This window comes from [Flexibacter] sp. ATCC 35208 (assembly GCF_001975825.1).
In the GTDB taxonomy this organism is placed as follows: Bacteria; Bacteroidota; Bacteroidia; order Chitinophagales; family Chitinophagaceae; genus Chitinophaga.
Genome location: NZ_MTKN01000017.1, coordinates 110425 through 131586, shown reverse-complemented (window position 1 = coordinate 131586; position 21162 = coordinate 110425). Strand labels below are relative to the sequence as shown.

The window sequence follows — 21162 nt, the reverse complement described above, 5'->3', positions numbered from 1 at the left end:
CTGTGTAACCAAATAATAATAAGTCCTGACTTTGTTAGATCATCTTTAAGCAAAACCAATAAAATTAACAGTTTACTACACGTCTCCATGCAATATTTCCGGGCACCAAAATACAGTTCACAAGTTTTGTTCAGTAAGCACCTCACGTGATTATGTTGTCATAATATTGGGTTGTATGCACAATACATATCCGTCTCAGCAGCTTCTTACATCTACAATTGATTTTGGCTTAGATTTCTGTTGTTGTAATGTTACTTTATTATTATTTAATAGGTCGGCAAGATACTTAATAAAATGTTAAAACCCATATACAATTTTCATGTTATCCCGGGTAGTTTTTGTCATATAATTGTAATAACAGAATAATATAGAGGGTTTCAAGGGGTTACTTGTCTAAGTTAAGTTTCAACATATTGTCAAAATAATGTTATAGAAACCCTATTTTTTTATCTTGATAAAGTCATATTAAATAAAACATTAAAGGGCAAGCGGTATGATTACCGCCTGCGCGCTCATCAACCAAAATCTAAATCCGGGTTAAACCAGATTTAAATAAAAATGTACGTCTAATAACAGTTTAAAGGGGAAATTGATCAGCATTCCACATATACATACCGCTGGCCGGCCCTCTTATAAAGGCTGGCAGCGCTCCCTCCCCGAATTGTCCACTTTCCCTTACGACAGGCTAAGTGGTTGTGTCTTCAACAATTCCAACAGCGTTTCATAGATATCCTCATTCCTGTTGTTGTACCGGAACTCACATTCCTTCAGGTGAAGATATACCGTGCTGCGGTTCAGACCCTTGAATTTGGCCAGACGATGCTTGGTTAGCCCCCAGAATGCATCTACATCCTCGGAGGCATTGTTGGTTCCCTCATTTTCAAGATTGTAAAGCCTGTATTGCCCCAGATCAGCGACATTGCTGAAACGCCGGATCTTGTCTGCTGCAGCCTGGGTCTCCAATATTGATCGGTTACTCCTGACTACAGAATGAATCATGGAACGGCTTACATCGGGCAAAATCTCAGTATGCAGACGGTCAGATGCGCGATAGATACCAAAGACAACTGGCTTGATATTCCGGCTGACATCTGTTTTTACGGGAACTGGGGAGTCTGAGTCTTGAGTGGCTGGGACTGCTTTCCGTTCAGTAGTAGTTGAACGTAAGGGGTCGGTTGGCAATAAAGATTCACAATGCCGGGCTATCTGTTGTCTGATTTTCTTAAGATAACTGTTAACAGTAACCCGACTTACTCCACTTATGCTGGCAATCTGAGTGGCCGTGAGATCCTCGGCAAATAGCCGTAGTATCTCCTTAAATTTACGCTCAGATAAATGAGCGCCCTTTAAGTATTTGTTTTTCATGAACTAAAAGTGGTTAGAATGGCATCATAAACCTCTTATTTTTTAATGGGTATAATACACCCTTTTATACAAACGGCTAAAAGGGGGGGATGAGTGCCCCGCACTAGATTATTTGAAACTAAAAAGCTCAATGCCAGCGCGCTGGCATTGAGCTTTTAGCTAATTTGGATATTTTTTAGCCGCTATTTTTCGCCTTGCTCGCGGTCTTTTAAACCAAGTTTAGACATATCTACATCCTCTTCATCATCCAGTGTATTCCACAACTGTTTCTTCTGCGCCTTCTTTATCAACCCTTTCTCCATCCATAACAACAAAGCAGGCAAAATTGTTAAATTCGTAATCATCGCCAGTATCAATGTCAGTGATGTCAACCAACCCAATGCCTTGGTACCTCCAAACTGAGAGAAAGCAAAGATCATGAAACCTGCAAACAGGATCAGGGAAGTGTATACTATACTCAAACCTGTTTCATGAATAGTCTGTTTTACTGTCGCAGAGATATCCAGATTATGATGGGGTAACTCCTGCTTGAAGTTCACCAGGAAACGAATCGTTACATCAATCGCTATACCCAGCGCCACACTGAACACCAGTACCGTAGATGGCTTGAGCGGTACACCAGCCCAACCCATCACACCTGCTGTCAGTGCCAGCGGAATGATATTCGGAATCAGGGAGATGATCAGCATCTTGAATGAACGGAACAGATACAGCATACAGAAGATGATGAGTATAAAGGCCAGCAGAATACTCTCCATCAATCCATCGATGATGAAACGACTACCTTCCAGGAAGATCACCGTGCTACCTGTATATGTCACCTGGTAATGCGCTGTATCGAATATTTCATTGACTCTTGGTTTCAGTGAATCCAGGAGGATTGGTAAACGACGGGAACCTACGTCAGCCATATTTACACTCACCCTTGCTACCTGACGGCTGCTATCCATAAAGTTGGAAACCAGTTTTGTAAACATTGCTGCTTCCTTGCTAGCATTACCTGTATTCTTCATACGCAGGTAAGGCGCCAGGAAACCGATATCAAATGAGTTAGGTACTGCGTAGTTAGTACTGTCGCCATTGTAATAAGCCTGCTTTGCAAACTTAATACCCTGCACTACCGATAGTGGCTGTGCAAAGTCTGGTTGTGATGTTACCAGTTTAGACAACTGATCCAGTTTATCCAGCGTTTGCAGGTTGATTACACCATTCTTCTTTTTGGTATCTACAGCTATTTCCAGCGGCATTATACCCTTGAAATTGTGCTCAAAGAATTTGAGATCGGTATACAACCTGTCTTCCTTCGGTACATCGTCCAGCATAAAGCCTTCTGATTTCAGACGAAGCATACCGGTAACAGCTACGATCACCATCACTGCTGTACCAATGTATACCACAGGTCTGTATTTGAATACCAATGCATTCAGCCCATCAAGAAATGCGCGGAAGAAGCGGTTATTCATGTAACTGGTATGCTTCACCTTAGGTGCTGGCAAATAGCTCAATACCGATGGCAGGAAGATAAATGAGATCACAAAGATCAACATGATATTCAGACCTGCTACGATACCAAATTCTTTCAGCAAGGAACTCTTGGTAAAGCAAAACACACCGAAACCAATGGCAGCTGTCAGGTTCGTAAACAAGGTCACGATACCCATACGCTGAATCATGTGCACCAGGGCCCTGGTCTTGTTCTGATCCTTTGCGAATTCTGTATGATATTTATTGAGGAAGTATACACAGTTCGGTATCCCTATCACCACTATCAACGGTGGGATCAGGGCTGTAAGCAATGTGATCTTGTAGCCTAACAATACAATCGTTGCTACTGACCAAACCACACCCATCGCTACTACAATCATTGACATAAGCACAGACCCTAATGAACGAAAGAATACAAAGAGGATAAATGCTGTCAATACAAATGACAGGATCAGGAACATCTTCATCTCTTTTGCTACCATCACCGCCACGATTGTGCGGATCAGTGGCAGCCCACTCATACGTACCTGTGTATGATGTCTGGCGCCGAAATCATCGCCCAGCGTCATAATGTCATTTACCACCTTAGAACGACCGGCTGTAGCCATCACCTGCTTGTTCACACTGATCATCATGAGATAAGCGTGTGTATCAGGATTGTACAACAGCCCTTTGTAAAAAGGAAGGTTATGAAATACATTACTCAGACTATCCAGCACCACCTGGTCCTGAATATTACCTTTGAATAAAGGCTGTGCGACAAGTTTGTGCGTACTGTCGTTCTTCAACAGATTGATGGCAACTGGTACACTCAGTACATTCTCTACATAAGGCACCTTCTTGAGGTCTTCATTGAGCTTTACGTAGTCTCTGAAAAATCCGGCATTAAAGAAACTGTCAGTCTGAACGCCCAATACGACCATGTTTCCATCCTGACCAAAGAGTTTTGTGAATTCCAGGTATTCCTGGTACTTCGGATTGTCAGTAGGAATGGCTTTGTTTGACTCATAAGATAACTGGACCTTGCTGGCGAAATATCCCATTACTGCGGTAGCTGCTAATAATGCTATCAGCAGTGGGAGCCTGAATTTTAGTACGAAACCCGCTAAGCGTTGCCACATAAGCATCGTTGAATTTAGTAGGTCGTAAAGGTAATCAAAGTTGTCTAAAAAAATGGGGCACTCAGCCTATATAACAGTAATTGTCATAAAGTAACAACATATAACTATTTTTGATGCATGTACCGGTTTCTGCTCTCCCTGTATCTTTTGTGCCTCGGTCCGCTGCTGCTATCAGCACAAACCCTTATCGGACGATGGCAGTCATGGTTACCCTCCCTGCCAGCTATCTCTGTAGCCATGCAAGGAGACAAGGTATATTACGCCACCAGTTCCGGGTTGTTTTCCCTGACCACTGGCGCCGAACAGGACATTACCAGGTATAGTAAAGTGAATGGTCTCCACGATATTGGCATCAGCACCATCTGTAGCAATGAAAACGGGGTACTGATCGCTTACCGCAACAGCAACCTCGACCTTTTGAGTGGAAGCAACAGCTATAACCTGCCCGATTTACAACGCAAACAAACCGCTGAGGATAAGACGATCTACCGTATTTATGCAGGTGGTACTAATACCTACCTGTGCACTGGATTGGGGGTAGTGGTGGTGAATACGACAGTACCCGAAATAGCGGCGACGTATGCCATCGGTTCTGTATATGGTTTTACCATGCTGAATAATCAATTGTATGCCGCTACATCTGCAGGGGTGAAGACTGCTCCATTGACTGGCAGTAACCCTGCCGATTACAGAAACTGGTCTATGGTAGGGCAGTTGACAGATACAGTGGATAATATAGTTTCTTATAATGGGCAGTTGATCTGTCAGCAGCATCAAAGCCTTTATGTTTTGAATAACGGAGCATGGATACCCTACTACTCAGGTGCTACAAACATCGCTGTACAGGGTGACTACCTTACCGTTTCCAATGATACCAGTATTGTATATATAGGAAAAGACGGGAATGCCGGCACCCCCATTCAAAATGCGTTATTAAAAGCGATCCGCCAAACGACGGGGAATAACCAGTATACCTGGGTGGCCGACTCCCTGTACGGGTTGCTGCAATATGATGGTCAGGAGTTCTCTGCCATCAGCCTCAATGGCCCGGCCAGTATACTTACAGGGCAGCTGCTGTTTTACAACAATACCCTATACGCCCCTGCTGGTGGCGTTTCTGATAGCTGGGTAGCTAATAATAACGCCGGCGTTTACTATACTTATAATAGCAGCGGGGAATGGCATCAATATACCGATAACCTTCATGACATTATCACCATGGCTCCAGATCCTACAGGAGATGGGATGTATGCCGGCTCCTTTGGGGGAGGTCTGATACATATAGCCGCCGACGGTACCCGTACCTATGCCCTGCAAGGACAAAAAATCAGTGGTCTTACCAACGATGCCTCCGGCAATCTCTGGATAGCCGTTTATGGCGCTACCTACAACCTGGTATGTAAAAAACCAGATGGTACCTACCTTACTTTTCGCAGTACTTATGCACAAAGTGGCAATGCCATCAGCCAACTGGTCGCTGACGAAGCCGGGCAAATATGGATCGTATCTCCACAGAGCAACGGCCTTTTTGTATACAACACACTCACTAACGAATGGAAACAATTCAGACAGGGGAGTGGTCAGGGCAACCTGCCATCCAACGATGTATACTGTATAGCAAAAGATAAGAATGGTAGTCTCTGGGTGGGAACAGGCACCGGTATCGGCGTGATAGGATGTAGCACCTGCGATGCCGTCTGGCCGATTATTCAGCAGGACAATTTTGCCGGCTACCTTTTCCAGGATGAACAGGTGACGGCTATTGCCGTAGATGGCGCCAACCGTAAATGGGTCGGTACGCACAACGGTGTATGGCTTGTGAGCGAAGACGGCACCAACATCGAAGAAAACTTTACTGCCAGCAATAGTCCTCTACCCGGCAACCAAATTTATAGTATCACTATCCATCCTACTACCGGCGAGGTGTATTTTGCTACCGATCAGGGTTTGATGTCGTACAGAGGCACTGCCACCGAAGGCAAAACCATGAGCAAAGATTCCGTACTGGTATTTCCGAACCCTGTGCCACATGACTACAGCGGCAATATTGCCATCAATGGTTTAACTGAAAATACATTAGTGAAGATTACCGATATCAACGGCAGAGTTGTATATCAAACGAGGTCCAAAGGTGGTCTTGCACTATGGAGTGGGCTGGATTATACAGGTCACCGACCTCAGACAGGCGTTTACCTTGTATTTGCTTCCAGTGCTACGACGGGAGAACATCTTGTAACGAAGATAGTGTTTATTAATTAGCCTATTTTTGCACTGTAATGTTACACAAAACACGTGGTATAGTCCTCAGAACGGTTAAGTATGGCGAAACCAGCGCCATTGTGACCATCTTCACAGAGCTGTTCGGTATCCAGTCTTATATGGTCAATGGCGTTCGCTCTTCGAAGCCTGCAGCCAAAGGCAACCTGTTTCAGCCAGGTAATATACTTGAACTTGTGGTGTATCATTATGAGCAGAAAACCATTCAGCGTATTTCTGAATTTAAGCTGGGCTATATCTGCACTTCTCTGCACTTCAATATCGTAAAGAATACTGTTGCGCTCTATCTCATAGAACTATTACAAAAAAGTCTGAAGCAACCGGAACAACACCTGGAGCTTTATTACTTTGCCGAAACTGCACTGGCGGCACTCGATCAGGCACCATTGAATGTTGCAGCAAATATACCTTTGTATTTTACTTTGAAACTGGCAGAACAACTGGGTTTCCGCCTGAATGGAAGGTATTCTGAATATGCCCCGTTCCTCGATTTACAGGAAGGCTCATTTACAGATCTGCCTCCACACCATAACAACTATCTGGATGCTGCGAATAGTGAAATTACAGACAGGCTATTCCAATGCCAGGCATGGGAACAACTGGGTGAAATAGTGATGAATAAAGATAAAAGGAGACGATTGCTGTATGCTTACCTGGACTTCTTCAAGCTACATATGCCTGACTTCCAGGAGATGAATTCTCCACCTATTTTGCACGAGATTCTTGATTAACATACTTCAGGGTAGTGGTCGTACCATCGAACTCCGCATACGTGAAGTAACGCAGCCAGTCACCCAGGTTGATATAGTGACTGTTGGGGCCTACCTCCAGATCTAAAGGCAGGTGACGATGACCGTATATAAAGTAGTCGTAGTGGGTCGTTTTTAAAATGTCTTTGCTGTATACTGCCAGCCACTCATTCTCTTCTCCAAGGAATTTTTCTTCATGCTCTCCGCCGGTAGCCGCGCGGCTTTTACGGCTGAAGTAGTTAGCGAGTCCAATACCCCATGATGGATGAATAAGGGAAAATAACCAACGGCACACAGGATTACGGAACACCTTTTTTAGCATCTTGTAACCATGATCGCCGGGGCCTAAACCATCTCCATGACCAATGTAAAATTGCTTGCCAGCAATGTCGTAAGTCTGTGGTTCGTAATATACCGGAATATCCAGTTCATCTTCGAAATAGCCATTCATCCACATATCATGATTTCCAATGAATACTGAGATGCCAATACCGTTGTCACGCAGTTCTGCCAGCTTCCCCAACAGGCGGGTATAGCCTTTAGGAATCACCTCCTTGTACTCAAACCAGAAATCGAAGATATCGCCTACGAGAAAGATATGGCCAGCATCCTTAGACACTTCATTCAACCATGCTACGATCTTACGCTCCCGATCCCTGCTGCGTACCATATCTGGTGCACCCAGGTGAAAGTCTGAAGCGAAATAAACACGTTTGCCAGCCGGAAGTTGAATGTGATGATGCATGAGCCTTTTAATTGCGCGTGCAAAGATGAAGAAAAATTGTGATTACCTGATACCAGCTTCCTGTACGGCGGTTTCGATATCGGTGATATCTGCCTTTACCGGATCATTGTAGCTGTCGAACAGGAAGACTTCCCAGGCATATTTTTCATGCATGAGGTTAATGTCTACATCTTCGCCGTTCTTCTTATGAAACTTCAGTTTCAGCTTAGAGGTGCTGATGATCTTTACACCCAGTTTAGCGAGGTAAGCACTGTCTGCTACCAGGGCTGCATTGTTGGATTGTTCCATAGCAGCAAACGAGTTCTTACTGAACGTATTTTTCAGGTAGGTCAGCTTATCGCCTGCGGGATGGAAAATAACGGCACAGGTATCCGTAATGACGAGGGTGGTGGTAGAATCTTTAAAGTTACCACCTCCTCCACTACCACAGGAGGCGCACATGACGATGATGGAAATAAAAAACAATAACCGTGTCACTTGCTTGATTATTTAAAAGAACAGCGCATGACGAGGTCACGCGCTGTACGAATATTGTTAACTGATAATTGACTTATTCATCTACCAGAAATACATACACTTCTTTCGGACCATGTATACCTACTACCAGTGTTTTCTCAATGTCTGCCGTGCGGCTTGGACCAGAGGCAAAGTGAATAGAGGAGGGAAGGTCTCCCTGATATTTCTCTTTCATTCTTACGATGGCATCTTTCAGGTCAAACACCAGCTGATGAGTATATGCGATCACCAAATGTACGGGTGTATATACTGATAGTGCTCTTCCTGAAGGCTGTGCTGCGCTAAGTACGATAGTACCTGTGCGGGCCACCAGCATTTCGCAGTCAGTAATGGCTGCGCTGGCAGAGTGCATATCACCTTTGTTGAGGCCTGACAGTTGATTCAGCTGCAGATCTTTGATCAGTGACGGGGTCTGGCAGATGATATCTGACCATTCCCTGGTGGCGGCCAGTGCCTGCAGGTTTTCCAGCAGTTCGGCCTTACTGGTACAAAAAACGAATTTGCCCTGCAAGCGGGCAAATTCTTCTGCAAATTTCATTTCCAGTCCTTCATGTTCCTTCACGAATACGGAGTTGTTGCCCTCCGAGTTAGGGAAGGGCAACTGTACCGACTGGCTTAATGCATTTCTTACTCTTTTGAGAATATTTTCCTTGGCAGGAGATACTTTCATATCAACTTACGCATTAGCAGTAGCTGGTGAAGGATTGATCAGATCACTAGGATGCACACCGTCAGTAGTCAGACCTTTGTTGGCTGCCAGGTGTTCTCTGTGTACATCGTAAGGACGTCTGCCGATCAGTCTTTCCAGATCTGCCTGGTATAATACTTCTTTTTTAAGCAGTTCACCAGCCAGCACTCTTACATTGTCGATCTTATCAGACAATAGCGCTTTGGTACGCTGGTAAGCTTTTTCGATCAGGGCACGTACTTCTTCGTCAATCATTTTTGCTGTCTCTTCAGAGTAAGGCTTGGTGAAAGACTGATCACTGTTCGGATCGTAGAAGGATACGTTACCAACTTTATCGTTCATACCATACACGGTTACCATTGCATAGGCCATACGGGTGATCACCTGCAGGTCATTCTGGGCACCGGTTGATACTTTACCGAATACGATGTCTTCTACTGCGCGGCCACCCAAGGTCATACAGATATCGTCCATCAGCTGTTCGGTGTTATAGAGGTATTGTTCTTTCGGTAAGTACTGTGCATATCCAAGTGCAGCTACACCACGGGGAACGATTGTTACTTTCACCAGCGGATTAGCATGCTCCAGGTACCAGCCACAAATAGCGTGACCAGCTTCATGGTATGCGATAATCTCTTTTTCTTCAGGAGAGATGATCTTGTTTTTCTTTTCCAAACCACCGATTACCCTGTCAACGGCATCGTTAAAGTCATCCATTTCTACTTCCGTCTTGCCTTTACGGGCAGCGATCAGGGCTGCTTCGTTACATACGTTGGCAATATCGGCGCCGGCAAAACCCGGAGTCATGGAAGCCAGTTTCTTGATATCGAGGATTGGAGAAGTCTTGATTGGTTTCAGATGCACATCGAAGATCGCTTCACGACCAGCCAGATCCGGCTTATCGATAGAGATCTGACGATCAAAACGACCTGGACGCAGCAGCGCACTATCCAGTACATCCGGACGGTTGGTGGCAGCGAGGATGATGATACCACTGTCGGTACCGAAACCATCCATTTCTACCAGCAGCTGGTTGAGGGTGTTTTCACGCTCATCGTTGCTCATCATTACGTTCTTACCTCTGGCACGACCGATCGCATCAATTTCATCGATGAAGATGATACATGGTGCTTTTTCACGGGCCTGTTTGAACAGGTCACGTACACGGCTGGCACCCACACCCACGAACAGTTCTACGAAGTCAGAACCGGACATAGAGAAGAATGGTACCTGTGCTTCACCGGCCATTGCTTTGGCCAGCAGGGTCTTACCAGTACCCGGAGGGCCTACCAGTAGTGCACCCTTTGGTATTTTACCACCGAGGGCGGTGTATTTTTTCGGATTCTTCAGGAAGTCTACGATTTCCATTACTTCCACCTTCGCTTCGTCGAGACCGGCTACATCACTAAAGGTGATGTTGACACGGGTACCTTTGTCGAAGAGGGTTGCTTTAGACTTTCCGATATTGAAGATGCCGCCTGGGCCTCCACTGCCACCGGCAGGTCCACCCATTTTACGCATCAGCAGGATCCAGAGGCCAATAAGCAGTACCAATGGTAACAGTAATTGAATGAATGGTTCAAACCAACCCTGTCTGTCTTCGTAGGTGACTTTCACCTGGTCTTCCAGTGGGGTATTGGCCTGTGCCTTGTCCATATCAGTCTTGAAGCTTTCTTCACTACCGATAGTAAAACGGTAATGAGGACCCTGGTTTACACGCCCCAGGTTGCCTTTAGATACTTTGTCAAATTTGGGTTCATTAAGACGGTCTCTCTTTATGTAAACCTCTACTGATTTCTTATTTACAACCACCAGCTTATCTACATCACCTGGTTTTAGGTAATCCAGCTGGAATTCCTGCCAGCTTATATCCCTGGGCGGTGGGTTAAAGGGAAACCAGTTCATTGCCAGCAGGGCAATACCTATAAAGGCATAGACCCAGTATATATTGAACTTTGGTCCTTTTTTAGGCGATTTGTCTGACCCCTTGTTGAAGTTGTTGCCTCTTTCCATAATCTTTCGCTCCTTTACGGATGTCGGGTAATAGTTAAAAGTTATTAGTTAGTCTCATTATGCTCCATTCGTTCGGCATCACTCCACATATCTTCCAGACCATAAAATTGTCTGGTTTCCGGTTGGAATACATGCACCACAACATTCACATAATCTACAAGAATCCATTGTTGTGCGGTAAAGCCCTCATGTTTGTAAGGGGTTTCTCCTGTATGCTTTTGCACCTGATCTTCCACGAAGTCAGCAATAGCCCGCACCTGTGTGTTGGAGTTAGCCTCACATATAACAAAGAAATCAGCCACAGCTTCAGGAATCTGGCGCAGATCCAGGGAAACTATGTTTTCTCCCTTTTTTTCCTGGATGGCCTTGATGATGGTGGAAAAAATCTCGCTTTCTCTACTCAGGCGCGTAAGCGCTTTCTTTCTCGTACTCAGAACGGTTAAGGGTGCCAATAAAATCTCTTTTGGTTAAAAATAAACTTTAATTGTCAAAATTACTAAACAAGCCTGAAATAACGCCGGAATAAAACGAAGGTACCTCAAGGTGATGACCGAACGTTTGCCGGGTGTTAATGCTTAAGAACCACTGACTTGCTATGGCTTTCGGCAGCTTGGCACGAGGCCGTTTTTATGACTGTTAAGGAAAAGATAAAATGATTTACTTTGCCTTTTCAAAAATAAACCAATCCATTTCTTTCCAATGACAGGACAGCCTTTTTATATCTTAGATTCAGTAGACAGCACCAATAACTATGCCATGGAGCAGGTAAATACAGGCCTGGTGACATCCGGTACAGCCTGGTTTGCAATGGAACAAACTGCGGGAAAAGGACAGCGTGGAAAGCAATGGTCATCGCACAAAGGTGAAAACATCGCTTTGACGATAGCGCTACAACCCACTATGCTACCACTTTCCAGGCAGTTTTTGCTGAGCGCGGCAGTAGCGCTCGGCGCTGCTGATTTCTTTGCAAAATATGCTGGTGATGAGACAGCTATTAAATGGAGTAATGATATTTATTGGCGTGACAGAAAGGCAGCAGGCATTTTGATCGAAAATGTACTGCGTGGCAATACATGGCAATATGCCATAACAGGTATCGGGTTCAACATCAATCAGGCTTCTTTCCCGTCACATTTACCGAATCCGGTGTCACTCAAACAAATAACCGGGAAGAATTGGGATTCAGTGGAGTTAGCACAGGATCTGTGTACGTTTCTGCACAAGAGATTTGAACAATTACATCCTGCTTATTATAATGATTTGCTGGAAGAATATAAGAGCAAACTGGTGCGTATGAACAAACCCGGCCTATATCGTAAGGATGGGGAGATTTTCGAAGGCATCATCAGGGATGTACTGCCAGATGGAAAATTATGCCTTGAAAAAGCAGGAAATATTTTAACGCTCGGATTTGGGGAGATCGAATTTATTTTTCCTAAGTGATATGTCCGGTTTTGTTTGTTGCGAACACTTAAAATGATACGGATTACGTGCCGCGGTCATGTTTAAGAATATAGGTTGGATGACGGGGTCACGTAATCCGTTATAATATCTTGTTTACTGCAGAGCGGGTAGTTGGTTGTTGTTTCATAGCAGTTCATCAAAAAGCCAGATGAAAACAAGATTTTGGTTGATAAAGGGTAGGGCTAAATTGTGAAAATTTTGTTAATTTATCAAATTAAAAAATGCAACGGGGAAACATATAATTTTAATTTCTAACTGTTTATAACTTATTCACTACCATTAAAAGTAAAGTAAGGGGCTTTTTATTGCAGGGTTCAGATGGCGATCTTTCGCTAATTTTATTGTAGGTTGAACACCATCCTCAAAGCTCCTGCAAAAAGTACATTCGCTGTTCACCCGCGCTCAGCAAATCCCTGCCGAACTTTTATCAGTGCTACCAGACGTGGCTTTGAAGAGCATGCGAACTTTATACACTTTTTCAAAAGTCAGACCGGGCATACGCCACTTACTTACAGAATGAAATAAGTTATTTGGCCTTATACCCCCAGTCCTGCAACCATTTGATCACTTTCTCTTTGTAATCACCCTGGATCAGGATCTGCCCATCTTTTGCACTGCCACCGGTACCGCATTTTGTTTTAAGGTCTTTGCCCAGTTTTTGCAGGTCTTCATCTTTCCCTACGAATCCATCTACCAGTGTCACTACTTTTCCTGCACGCTGCTTCGTATCCAGCTTTACACGTAACTGCTGCTGAGCAGGAGGGAGGGTGTTCACGTCTTCCTGTTCATTATCATTATCTGGTGCAAAATTGGGATCTGTGGAATAAACGATCCCGCCGCCGCTATTTCTCTTTTTGGACATACTTCTAATTTTAAATTATGCAACAATCACCTGCAGGGAAGCGGGTTCTATCCTGAAGAGTACCTCCCCCTGACTGGTAAGGGGTACTGCATCTCCATCTACCTGCAAATAGGCCAGCTCCGGGCTCCTGACCAGGATTTGCTTACCCATGTAATGGTTCATGTAACTGGTCTTGTCGATATTGCCAATCAGTGAAAAGAAACCCAAAGGTACTAATCCAAAGAAAGGCATAGGTGGCACCACACAAATATCCAGGTTGCCATCGAAGACACTTGCGTTTGGCGCCAATTTGAACTCATATCCAAACTGGTTACCATTAGCTACTGTGAACATAAATGCTCTTTGCTCCAATTGCTGCCCGTCGATATCAATTTTATAGGAAGGCCCTTTGTACTTGTTGAAACTGCTGATCACCAGCTTGGCATAGCCCCACAATCCTCTCTTCTTCGTATTTCTGAACTGGTCGGCAATGAGGGCATCAAAGCCAACGCCGGCATTGCTAAGAAATAAGTGTTCGTTGGCATAACCGATGTCAATAGGTTTGCGCTTCCCATTGGCGATCAGTTCCAATGCCAAAGGCACTTTTAGCGGAATCTTCAGCGCCCTGGCCAGGCCATTACCACTGCCCAGCGGTATCACAGCGAGTGCGGTATCAGTTCCTACCAATCCCTGTGCGATTTCATTGATGGAGCCATCTCCACCTACTGCTACCACTGTATCTACACCGTGGGATGCAGCTTCGCGGGAGAGGTCAGCACCATGTCCCAGGTATTCCAGGTGTTTAATTTCTACTTGAAAGGCCTTAGGTGTCAGGTACCGCCGGATCACGCCTTCTAGTCGCTTCTCTCTGTCAGTACCGGCTTTCCGGTTGATGATAAATAATATCTTTCTCAACGCTAGGGATATTTCTGTTTTAAATTGCTTTCAGACTCAGGTCAAGACTCACCGCATGGTGAATGACCGCTCCTGCCGATACGAAATCCACTCCCGTCTTTGCGTACTCTTCGATCGTATCAAGGTTAATGCCTCCTGAAGCCTCTGTTTCATATTTCCCATCTATCAGTAATAATGCCTGGTGCAATTGTGCTGGTGTAAAATTGTCCAGCATAATGCGATGTATCTTTCCAACGGTCAGTGCTTCTTTTACATCATCAAGATTACGGGTTTCCACTTCTATCTGCAAAGGTAATCCGTTCTCTTCGAGGTAAGCAACCGTTCTGTTTACAGCGGCAGTGATGCCACCTGCAAAATCAATATGGTTATCTTTCAGCATTACCATATCATACAGTCCCATTCTGTGATTAACACCCCCACCGATTTTAACCGCTTCCTTTTCCAATAGGCGGAAGTTAGGCGTCGTCTTGCGGGTATCCAGCAGTTTGGTATGGTAGCCACTCAGGCGCTGTACGTATTGATTGGTAAGAGTGGCAATGCCGCTCATGCGCTGCATGCAGTTCAGTACCAGTCTTTCGGCCATGAGCAGGGTATGTACGGAAGCATGCACTTCAAAGGCTGTTTCGCCGGAGGTCATTACTTCACCATCTTTCTTCAGGGGAGTAAATACGGTTTCAGGGTCCAGCAGGTGGAAAATGGTAGTGGCTACCTCCATTCCTGCTAAAATGCCATTCTCTTTTATCTTCAACCTGGCACCACCTCTGGCATTTGCCGGTATACATGCGAGGGTAGAGTGGTCTCCGTCTCCGATATCTTCTGCCAGTGCGTTGCGGATAAGGTTTGTTAATGCTGGTTCCTGTAACATACTATTGCTTTGAGACAACGAAAGTAAGAGAATTTTAAATCACGCTTTCAAACAAAAAAAGTCCGGAGATGTACTCCGGACTAAACAATATCAATCTTAACAATCATTACTTGTTTTCAAAACGAAGCTCGTTGAGTACCATTGAGCCTCCCTTTTTTTGTAAGAAAAAGGACGTACGATATGAACCGCCGGAGGTACCCATATTACCGATACCGAAGCGGGATCCTCCACCGCCTTCTCCCTGATGGATCAGTTCGAAGGACTTGACCTGATTCTTTGAAAAAAAGTCTTTCAATATTATTTCAGCCTGTGACTTGCTATAAGAGCTGGATTTACCTGAGATGTTGATTTCAACAGTATTATCAAGATAGCGGGAGAGTGAACCAGCATCGCCCGATTTGATGGAGCTGACTACATCTTCAAAAGGTCCTGCAGCAGCGGGATTTAAAGCCGATGCTGACATTGTAAATGCAGTGACAATGCCTGCTAACAGCACCACTCCCAGCACATACATTATCTTTTTCATTGCCAGTATTTTAGTAGATAGTAAAGTTTTCATCATCAATGTGAAATGGGCTAAAACTATGCCAAACTGCGGGTTGACGCGGAAAATACAATTATCGTTGTATCATCCAATTGGTAATTAATGCAAATTTAAAAATATATAAATTTAGATTAAAACTTAAGTGCGTGTTATGACATCCAAATTCAGAAGGGGCTGATATGAATTTTGCTGCCAAATGATCAAATTACTAGTGGAATTGAAGTATGCTTGTTAACTTTACGACCTTACTGCTTTAAAATCTCAACCGGATATATGGAAAAGAAAAAAGCCATGCTCGTTATCATGGATGGATGGGGACAAGGACAGGTTCCTTCCGCTGACGCAATAGCAAATGCCAAGACACCTTTCGTGAGCAGTCTTTATTCAAAGTACCCACACAGTACGCTCGTTACTTGTGGCGAACAGGTAGGCTTACCGGACGGACAAATGGGCAACTCAGAAGTAGGTCACCTGAACCTTGGTGCTGGCCGTATTGTATACCAGGAACTCCAGCGTATCAATGTAGCTGTCCGCACTGGAGAACTGGCATCTAACGCTGTGTTGCAGGAAACTTTCAACTACGCTAAAGACAAAGATAAAGCCCTTCACCTGATTGGTCTGGTGAGCGACGGTGGTGTACACTCTCATATTACCCATCTGAAAGCCCTGACCCAGATCGCGAAGGAAAAAGGCCTGACCAAAGTATATATCCACGCCTTCACCGATGGCCGCGATACAGATCCTAAAGGTGGCCTCGGCTACTTCTCTGACCTGCTGCCTCACCTGGCACAAACTACCGGTCAGGTAGCCAGCATCACAGGTCGCTACTACGCTATGGACCGCGATAAACGCTGGGAACGCGTAAAACTGGCTTACGATGCCCTGGTAAATGGTACAGGTACCCCTGCTACCGATGTACTGGCAGCTGTAAAAGCTTCTTACGAAGCGGGTGTAACTGACGAATTTATCAAACCAGTGATCATCACTGACGCTGCTGGTAAACCAGTGACCACCATCCAGGACGGTGATGCCGTTCTCTGCTTCAACTTCCGTACTGACCGTTGTCGTGAAATCACCCAGGTGCTCACTCAACAGGCTTTCCCTGATTTCGATATGAAACCACTGAACCTGTTCTACACCACCATGACTGAGTATGATAAAACATACAAAGGCGTGCACGTGATCTTCGAAAACGATAACCTGACCAATACCCTGGGTGAAGTGCTGGAACAAAACAGCCGTACCCAGATCCGTATTGCAGAAACTGAAAAATACCCACACGTATCTTTCTTCTTCTCCGGTGGCCGCGAAAAAGAATTTAGTGGCGAACGCCGTCTGATCGTATCTTCTCCTAAAGTAGCTACTTACGACCTGCAGCCAGAAATGAGCGCATTCGAAGTAACCGATACCATCGTAGCTGAAATCAACCAGAAATCAGCTGACTTCATCGCCCTCAATTTCGCTAATGCTGACATGGTGGGGCATACCGGTATCTGGGAAGCCGCTATCAAAGCAGTAGAAACTGTAGATACCTGCGTAAGCAAGGTAGTTGCAGCTGCGCTGGCGAACGATTATACCGTGTTCCTGACTGCTGACCACGGAAATGCTGACTTCATGGTAAACGGCGACGGTACACCCAATACCGCTCACACTCTGAATCTTGTACCTTACTTCATCATCAGCAATGATTTCAAAGGTGAAGTAAAACCTGGTAAACTGGGTGACGTAGCACCTACCATCCTGACCCTGATGGGATTACCTATCCCTAAGGAAATGAGTGGTAATGTCCTTGTTTAATTGATGCACTGACAATACAAAAAGGCCGTTCTGTGAGTACAGAACGGCCTTTTTATTTTTCCCCATTACCTGTAACTATTCACGTAGGTAAACCGTTTTACGTTTTTAGTGCTCTCGACAGATTTGCTCATGCATCAGATGCGCCGTCTTTACGGCGCATTATTTTTTACCGCTTACTTTAGCAGCAGTTCAGTTTGCTGTTCCTTTCAATTCCTCATACTTCGCTACCTTTGCTGCATGAAATTTTTCTGGACATTACTGACTGGCACTATACTCTTTACATCCTGCAAAACCGGCTCTTCCACCCCTTCTCCAACTGGCAGCGGATACAGGGACCTAAAAGGCTTCTTTCAGGATGAGCTCAACGGACTGGAACTACAAAAACCCGGGTTATTCAAAACAGTTTCATTGAATACAAAGCATGATAGTGTCACTATCACCGCACCCGATTCCCTGCAACTACATAATATGCTCGCACCATTTATGGATGTAGACCTCCACAAACCAAGTTTGCAGGGTGCCTACGATACCATTTTGCTGGCAGATCAGTTCACCGGCAAGCGTTCCCTGATGTACAAGGCAAAAGATGATGCGACCCTGCCCCAGGAAATTATTATTGAATTGGACAATGCACAACATATCACTGCCGTACAACTGAACAGACATGTACGCAACCTCGTTTATGAATACGAACAAAACCTCGAGTATCAGCACAATCATCATATCCGGATCACGACAAGACAGCATATCGCTTTCCTGCCCGAAAAAGAACTGGATATTAAGATTGCGATGATGCACCTTTAATGACTTTATTGATCAGATGACAGCAGCGGAGTTTTCACAGATATCACATACCATTCCCCTTCAACCCGGTATTTATAAATACTATAATGAAGGTGGCGAGCTCCTGTACGTGGGCAAAGCGAAAAGCCTGCGGAAACGGGTGAGCTCTTATTTTGCAAAGAATCACGATAGCTTTAAGACCAGGAAACTGGTCGAACATATTCATCATATTGAGTTTACCATCGTTGGCTCTGAACAGGATGCTTTTCTGCTGGAAAACTCACTGATTAAACAGTTCCAGCCTAAGTTCAATATCAACCTCAAGGACGATAAAACATATCCTTATCTCGTGATCAAACATGAGTCCTTTCCAAGGGTGTTATTTACCCGGAATGTGATTAAGGATGGATCGGAATACCTGGGGCCTTATACTTCCGTGTGGAGAGTCAAAGAACTGATGGAAGTGATCAGGTACAACATTCCATTACGTACCTGTACACTGAATCTTTCTCCACAGAATATTGCAAAGGGTAAATACAAAGTATGTCTTGAATATCATCTGGGCAACTGTAAAGGTCCTTGCGAAGGCTTGCAGACAGAAGACGATTACAGAGAAGGCTTGTCGCAGGTAAAGAACATACTGAGAGGCAACCTCTCTCCAATATTGCAACTGTTTCGCACACAGATGCAGGAGCATGCTATGAACATGGAATTTGAGAAGGCAGAGATTATGAGAAAGAAGATTGAAAAACTACAGGATTATCAATCCAAATCCACCATTGTAAATACAAAGGTGGGCCATGTAGATGTCTTCTCTATCATCAGTGAAGGAAACCATGCATATGTGAATTACCTCCGTGTGTTGAATGGAACAATTGCGGATACAAAAACAGTGACACTGGAGAAAAAACTGGAAGAAGAAAATGAGGAGGTGTTGGCATATGCGATCAACTATCTGAGAGATGCTTTCAAGAGTGTAACAAGAGAGATCATTGTGCCCATTGAAATAGAATATCCGGAAGAGAATGTAATAGTCACTGTACCCAAAGGAGGCGATAAGAAGAAACTACTGGAACTCTCTGAGAAGAATGTTAATTACTTCAAAGAAGAGTTGCATCGTAAAAAGATCCTGCACCTGGAAGGCAAGAGTGATATGGAGAAGAAAAAGGTGTTGTATCAGTTGCAGGCAGATCTTGAACTGGTTGATTTACCCACGCATATTGAGTGTTTCGATAACTCGAACTTTCAGGGTGCATATCCGGTATCTGCCTGTGTAGTATTCAAAGATGGTGTAGCGTCTAAAAAAGACTATCGTCATTTCAATGTGAAAACGGTAGAAGGGATCAATGACTTTGCTTCGATGAAGGAGGTCGTATTTCGCCGTTATAGCCGCTTATTGGCAGAGCAGCAGCCATTACCACAGCTGGTGATCATAGATGGTGGTAAGGGACAATTAGGGTCAGCAATGGAAAGTATCAGGGCATTGGACCTGGTGGGTAGTATGACGGTAGTGGGGCTGGCTAAAAATGAAGAAGAGATTTTCTTTCCGGGCGATAAGGATAGTATCAAATTGCCTTATGATAGTGAGAGCCTGAAACTGATAAGAAGAGTACGTGATGAAGTGCATAGATTTGGCATTACTTTTCACAGGAATAAGCGAAGTAAAGGAACGTTTAAAAATGAGCTGGAAGGAATAAAGGGGATAGGGGAGAACACGGCAACGCAGTTGTTGAAAACGTTCAGGTCAGTGGCAAAGATTAAGTTGCTGGCGGAGGATGATCTGGTGAAGGAAGTAGGGGCGGCGAAAGCGAAATTGATTTACACTTATTTCCATCCATAAACCTAAAAGAGAGCGGGAATTGCGAATCGATTCCCGCTCTCTTTTAGCAAGAAAAAAGGGATCGCGCAATGCGATCCCTTTTTTCTTTTAATCTTTATCTGCGAGCAGCTATTAATACTGCCACATATCCTGTTCTTTGTTGAAGATCTTATCCTTAACAGCCTGACCTTCCAACAATCTCATAGTACCGTCTTTGATATAATCTTTAATCTCACGGTTATAAGTATTGTTTTCTTTGGTCACATAGCTGGTGAAGAAACGCATTTCAAACAGATCTTCCCAACTCATGGTAGCCGCATCGTTATTCTGGTTGTATACATCGTATTTAGCCAGGATAGGACGCATATCAGGATAGTACACCCAGAACAGCGGGATAGCCGCGCGGAAGGAACCATCTTCGTTCATACGGGATACCATTGGAGCGATACCGAGGATACGAACTTTCAGTTGGGACGCTTCTTTGTCGAATACCCAGATTTCTTTGATCTTATACTGAACTACAGTACGAGGATCGAATTCATCACGGGTAGTTACCATCTTCTCTTCACCTGTTACAGGGTCGATACTACGGATGGTTTTTTCTTCACCGCTCAGTTTATTCTGGATCTCACCGTAAGCGATAGGGGTAGTGAACCTGTCATCGATAGCGCTGAAGGCTTCTACCTGCTTGCTCTTGATAGCATCGAGCAGGATATTAATGAACAGCTGGCTTGTACCATTTTCATCCTCAACATTATATTGAAAAGGAAGATTCATCTTTTCGCGGGTATCTATCACCTGCCAGATCCTCTTTTCCCAGAATTCGTCATCTGAGCGAATGTGATCATAGGCAATAGGCGTACGGTCCTTGATGAAGTTCTTTTCAGAGATACCATCGGTACGCTGTGATTTGCGCGGTGTATCTACCGCCATACCGAAACCATCCGGGCGCAGTGATGTTCCTGGGGGTGGTGGAGGGGGCGGTGGCGGCGCAACGCTGTTACCTGTAGCAGGATTTACTACGTTAGCATCTTGGGTAGCTGCATCAGGGGTCGCCGATTTACGACGTGTACTACCTCCCCGACGTTGTGCATCAGCCTGAGATGCCAGCAGGAGTACCAGCATAAGGGAACACCAACCAATTTTGTTAAGGATGACTGCTCGCATAGAAATAA

18 protein-coding genes and 1 pseudogene are annotated in these 21162 nt (G+C 44.7%); 6 read left to right on the top strand and 13 right to left on the bottom strand.

All coding sequences use genetic code 11. The features are described from left to right. Positions 1-675: 675 nt before the first annotated feature. The 3 genes and pseudogenes from BW716_RS38055 to BW716_RS13055 all read right to left on the bottom strand — a co-directional run bounded on the left by BW716_RS38055 (position 676) and on the right by BW716_RS13055 (position 3971). Positions 676-999 (bottom strand): hypothetical protein, encoded by a 324-nt coding sequence (locus tag BW716_RS38055; protein WP_235643677.1) that lies wholly within the window; start codon positions 997-999, stop codon positions 676-678. 216 nt (positions 1000-1215) lie between these two features. Further along, positions 1216-1365: pseudogene (locus tag BW716_RS38980) on the bottom strand (LuxR C-terminal-related transcriptional regulator); the annotation flags it as partial. 182 nt (positions 1366-1547) lie between these two features. Beyond that, positions 1548-3971 carry an RND family transporter gene (locus tag BW716_RS13055; protein ID WP_083723002.1) on the bottom strand — a complete coding sequence of 808 codons (2424 nt, stop codon included), beginning with the start codon at positions 3969-3971 and terminating at the stop codon, positions 1548-1550. 117 nt (positions 3972-4088) lie between these two features. Here BW716_RS13055 and BW716_RS13050 point away from each other — a divergent pair, with 117 nt between their 5' ends. Continuing rightward, positions 4089-6230 carry a two-component regulator propeller domain-containing protein gene (locus BW716_RS13050; protein WP_083723001.1) on the top strand — a complete coding sequence of 714 codons (2142 nt, stop codon included), beginning with the start codon at positions 4089-4091 and terminating at the stop codon, positions 6228-6230. Between the two features lie 17 nt (positions 6231-6247). Further along, positions 6248-6979, top strand: coding sequence for a DNA repair protein RecO (gene recO / locus BW716_RS13045; protein WP_083723000.1), 732 nt, complete (start codon positions 6248-6250; stop codon positions 6977-6979). Here recO and BW716_RS13040 read toward each other — a convergent pair. From BW716_RS13040 to rsfS, 5 genes are all read right to left on the bottom strand, one after another. Continuing rightward, positions 6954-7742, bottom strand: coding sequence for a UDP-2,3-diacylglucosamine diphosphatase (locus BW716_RS13040; RefSeq protein WP_083722999.1), 789 nt, complete (start codon positions 7740-7742; stop codon positions 6954-6956). The genes recO and BW716_RS13040 overlap by 26 nt on opposite strands. Positions 7743-7784: 42 nt before the next feature. Then, positions 7785-8219, bottom strand: a complete 435-nt coding sequence (locus tag BW716_RS13035; protein WP_143708842.1) for a hypothetical protein — start codon at positions 8217-8219, stop codon at positions 7785-7787. A gap of 73 nt (positions 8220-8292) precedes the next feature. Then, positions 8293-8928, bottom strand: coding sequence for a lactate utilization protein (locus BW716_RS13030; protein ID WP_083722997.1), 636 nt, complete (start codon positions 8926-8928; stop codon positions 8293-8295). Positions 8929-8934: 6 nt separating this feature from the next. Then, positions 8935-10959 carry an ATP-dependent zinc metalloprotease FtsH gene (ftsH, locus tag BW716_RS13025; RefSeq protein ID WP_083722996.1) on the bottom strand — a complete coding sequence of 675 codons (2025 nt, stop codon included), beginning with the start codon at positions 10957-10959 and terminating at the stop codon, positions 8935-8937. 44 nt (positions 10960-11003) lie between these two features. Beyond that, positions 11004-11411: a ribosome silencing factor gene (gene rsfS / locus BW716_RS13020; RefSeq protein ID WP_083722995.1), complete on the bottom strand. Its 408-nt coding sequence runs from the start codon at positions 11409-11411 to the stop codon at positions 11004-11006. Between the two features lie 247 nt (positions 11412-11658). On the opposite strand from rsfS, the gene BW716_RS13015 reads away from it, so the two are divergent. Then, positions 11659-12402 carry a biotin--[acetyl-CoA-carboxylase] ligase gene (locus BW716_RS13015; RefSeq protein ID WP_083722994.1) on the top strand — a complete coding sequence of 248 codons (744 nt, stop codon included), beginning with the start codon at positions 11659-11661 and terminating at the stop codon, positions 12400-12402. 547 nt (positions 12403-12949) lie between these two features. Here BW716_RS13015 and BW716_RS13010 read toward each other — a convergent pair. The 4 genes from BW716_RS13010 to BW716_RS12995 all read right to left on the bottom strand — a co-directional run bounded on the left by BW716_RS13010 (position 12950) and on the right by BW716_RS12995 (position 15570). Further along, the gene (locus BW716_RS13010) at positions 12950-13285 is read right to left on the bottom strand and encodes a translation initiation factor (protein ID WP_083722993.1); all 336 of its coding nucleotides are present in this window, start codon (positions 13283-13285) and stop codon (positions 12950-12952) included. Positions 13286-13300: 15 nt separating this feature from the next. Continuing rightward, a complete protein-coding gene (locus tag BW716_RS13005; RefSeq protein WP_179091114.1) occupies positions 13301-14179 on the bottom strand; it encodes a diacylglycerol kinase family protein in 879 nt (292 codons plus the stop codon). 19 nt (positions 14180-14198) lie between these two features. Continuing rightward, on the bottom strand, positions 14199-15044 hold the full coding sequence (nadC, locus tag BW716_RS13000; RefSeq protein ID WP_083722991.1) for a carboxylating nicotinate-nucleotide diphosphorylase: 846 nt from the start codon (positions 15042-15044) through the stop codon (positions 14199-14201). A gap of 106 nt (positions 15045-15150) precedes the next feature. After that, entirely contained in the window at positions 15151-15570 is a 420-nt protein-coding gene (locus tag BW716_RS12995) for a DUF4783 domain-containing protein (protein WP_179091113.1), read from the bottom strand. A 291-nt stretch (positions 15571-15861) separates the two neighbouring features. On the opposite strand from BW716_RS12995, the gene gpmI reads away from it, so the two are divergent. From gpmI to uvrC, 3 genes are all read left to right on the top strand, one after another. Further along, positions 15862-17385, top strand: a complete 1524-nt coding sequence (gene gpmI / locus BW716_RS12990) for a 2,3-bisphosphoglycerate-independent phosphoglycerate mutase (RefSeq protein ID WP_083722989.1) — start codon at positions 15862-15864, stop codon at positions 17383-17385. Positions 17386-17622: 237 nt separating this feature from the next. Further along, positions 17623-18189 (top strand): hypothetical protein, encoded by a 567-nt coding sequence (locus BW716_RS12985; RefSeq protein ID WP_083722988.1) that lies wholly within the window; start codon positions 17623-17625, stop codon positions 18187-18189. A gap of 16 nt (positions 18190-18205) precedes the next feature. Beyond that, a complete protein-coding gene (gene uvrC / locus BW716_RS12980; protein ID WP_083722987.1) occupies positions 18206-20008 on the top strand; it encodes an excinuclease ABC subunit UvrC in 1803 nt (600 codons plus the stop codon). A 111-nt stretch (positions 20009-20119) separates the two neighbouring features. Here uvrC and gldN read toward each other — a convergent pair whose 3' ends face one another. Further along, positions 20120-21154, bottom strand: a complete 1035-nt coding sequence (gldN, locus tag BW716_RS12975; protein WP_083722986.1) for a gliding motility protein GldN — start codon at positions 21152-21154, stop codon at positions 20120-20122. Positions 21155-21162 lie beyond the last annotated feature (8 nt).